Genomic DNA, 2,533 nt, shown 5'->3' on the forward strand with positions numbered 1-2,533 from the left:
AGCACCTCGACCTCGCGTTCGCCGAGTCCGGCTCCCACCCGAGGAACACGATCGAGGCACGCAACATCAGCGCGGTGGCGGGGCTGGTCGCCGCGGGCCTGGGCGTGTCGGCCGTCCCAGGCCTGGTGCTGCCGCTGACCCGGTTCGCCGGACTGTCGCACCGGCCGCTCGGCACACCACGCTCCGAACGGCGGATCGCGATCGTCCGCGTGCCCCACCGGCCGCTCTCCCCTGCCGCGACGGCGTTCCGCGCCGCGATCACCGACGCCGGTCGCCAACGTGTTGCGTTGCCCCCGGAGAGCAGTTGGTTACCACCTCGGTGAAATGGCCCCCTGCGCCGCCTCTTGGTCCTGCGGTATCACGGCACCGAGACCACAGGACTACTGCCGGGAGAACTGTGGGAGGACGAGGGAACCGTTCGGTCCCGATAGCGTCGAAGCCATGACCGATGTTGTTTCTACGCTCGGCACGGCAGATGGTTTCCGCCCCGGACGATTACGCATCACCTTTGCTTGGCTCGCAGCGGGCGCAGCGGTGTTCATCGCCGTCCTGCTCTATTTCGCCGCCTTGCTCATGACCGCACAGACGACCGAAAACGCCGTGCTGTCGTACGTTCTCGCCACACTCGTCGCGCTCGTGTGCGCAACCGGCGTCGCGCGGTTGTCGGTTCGGCTCCGAGGCGGCCACAGGCGAAGCCGCAGACGGCTGACCGAAGGCGTTTGCCTTGCGATTTCGCTCCTGCTGGCGGCCGGGCTGTCCTGGGTGTGGTTCGGGGCACCCACAACCTTTACGCCGCTGCCCGACTCGCCGGCCGTTCAGCACTGGGATCTGCCGACCGGCTCTCGGATCGGCTACGTCCGCACCGCCGGGAAGGTCACGCACACAGAACCGGTGCTGCTCGTTCACGGCGGCCCAGGAGCCCCGAGCAACGCGAGTGACGAGTTCGCCGGGCGCCTCGCAGCCGCCGGCTTCGCCGTGTACGCCTACCAGCAGGTCGGTGCCGGCAAGTCGAGCCGACTGGATCCGAAGGAATACACAATTGCCCGGCACGTAGCCGACCTCGAAGCCATCCGGCAGCAGCTGGCGGCTCCGAAGATGGTGCTGATCGGCTCGTCCTGGGGTGGGCAGCTCACCGCGCAATACATGGCCGCACATCCGGACAACGTCGCAAAGGCGGTCGTTGCGAGTCCCGGAGCCATGTCCAGCGACTCCTTCCCGGACGGCAGCCTCACGCCGAACGGCAAGAGCGATCAGACCGACCAGTTCGCGAGGCACACCCGCTTCGCGGCGACATACTTCCTGGCACAGTTGGGTGGATTGCGAGCAGCCCGGACATTGATGCCCGCCGACACGGCAGACGGGCTCTATCAGCAATTCGTGCGAAGTCTCAACATGAGCTCCGGTTGCCCTGATACCGCTGAGGCCGAACACCCCACCGACGCCGCCGCCGGACACAGCCTCTGGGTCAACATCGCCACTCTCGCTTCAGCATCGAAGGCCGCCGACCCTCGGCCGGCGTTGCGCCACAACCGCACCCCCGTACTGGTCTTGCGGGCGCAATGCGACTACCTCCGCTGGGAGGTCACCCGCGAATACCGCGATACGCTCCCTCAATCGACGATGCTGACCATCGACGCCGCCGGACACACCGTTCTCGCCGACAGACCAGCCGAAACCGGCACAGCCGTTGCCGCCTTCCTCACCGGAGAAGCTCTACCGGCGAGGCCGTACACCGCGACAGAAGCGCCTTGGCAACGTTGAGACGCCGGACCCCACTACCGGTGTGGACGTTGCGGGCGAAGTAGTCAGACACCGCTTCTGGCCATCACTCGTCGCGCGATGGCGAGGGCAAGGCGTCTCGGCATCAGCTTGCCGAACAGGAAAGCGTTCAGCGCGTTGACATTGCCGTCGATGACCGCCGGTCCGCTACCTCGCAGAGCGCGGAACACCGTACTGGCGACGGCCTCGGCACTCCGCGTGCCGCGGCTGTTCATCGGCGTCTTCGTGGGGCCAGGGCTGACCGCCACCACCCGGACCCCGGTGCCCTGCGTCTCGGCCCACAGCGCCTGGGTGAACGAGACGACGTACGCCTTCGTCGCCGCGTACACCGCCAGGTACGGCGCGGGTACGTACGCCCCGGTGCTCGCGATGTTGACGACAGCCCCGTGGCCGCGGGCGACCATCGCCGGCGTCAGGAGAGCGGTGAGCTCAGTCAACGCGTTGACATTGACGTCGACCAAAGACCGGAACCGGGCCGGGTCACCGTCGAGCACCGGCCCTCGCGCGCTGACACCGGCGTTGTTGACCAGCATCTCCACCTCGATCTCCTCGTCAGCCAACGTCTTGGCCAACCAAGCCGGCGCGTCCGCAGTGGCGAGATCGAGCGGAAGGGCGCGCACGGTCACTCCGTGCCGCCGGCTCAACCGCGAGGCCACTTGCTCGAGCTTGTCGGCACCGCGGGCGACCAGGACCAGGTGTACGCCGTGAGCGGCCAGCCGTTCGGCGACAGCCGCCCCGATGCCGCTGGAGGCAC

General features: G+C 67.8%; 3 protein-coding genes. 2 read left to right on the forward strand and 1 reads right to left on the reverse strand.

The annotated features are described in order from the left end of the window. Both B0F77_RS46150 and B0F77_RS46155 read left to right on the forward strand, forming a co-directional pair. Positions 1-323 (forward strand): LysR substrate-binding domain-containing protein (locus B0F77_RS46150; RefSeq protein WP_245849547.1); only part of this gene is annotated, 323 nt, incomplete at its 5' end. Between the two features lie 118 nt (positions 324-441). Beyond that, positions 442-1,761, forward strand: a complete 1,320-nt coding sequence (locus tag B0F77_RS46155) for an alpha/beta fold hydrolase (RefSeq protein ID WP_158103028.1) — start codon at positions 442-444, stop codon at positions 1,759-1,761. A 44-nt stretch (positions 1,762-1,805) separates the two neighbouring features. On the opposite strand, the gene B0F77_RS46160 is transcribed toward B0F77_RS46155, so the two are convergent. After that, a partial coding sequence (locus B0F77_RS46160) for an SDR family NAD(P)-dependent oxidoreductase (RefSeq protein ID WP_086669346.1) occupies positions 1,806-2,533 on the reverse strand: 728 nt, incomplete at its 5' end.

The sequence above is a fragment of the Lentzea kentuckyensis genome (genome assembly GCF_002150765.1).
GTDB classification, from domain to species: Bacteria; Actinomycetota; Actinomycetes; order Mycobacteriales; family Pseudonocardiaceae; genus Lentzea; species Lentzea kentuckyensis.

Bases quoted from the DNA above. Each gene is read 5' to 3' on its own strand.
- B0F77_RS46155 (WP_158103028.1), top strand. From the start codon at position 442: ATGACCGATGTTGTTTCTACGCTCGGCACGGCAGATGGTTTCCGCCCC.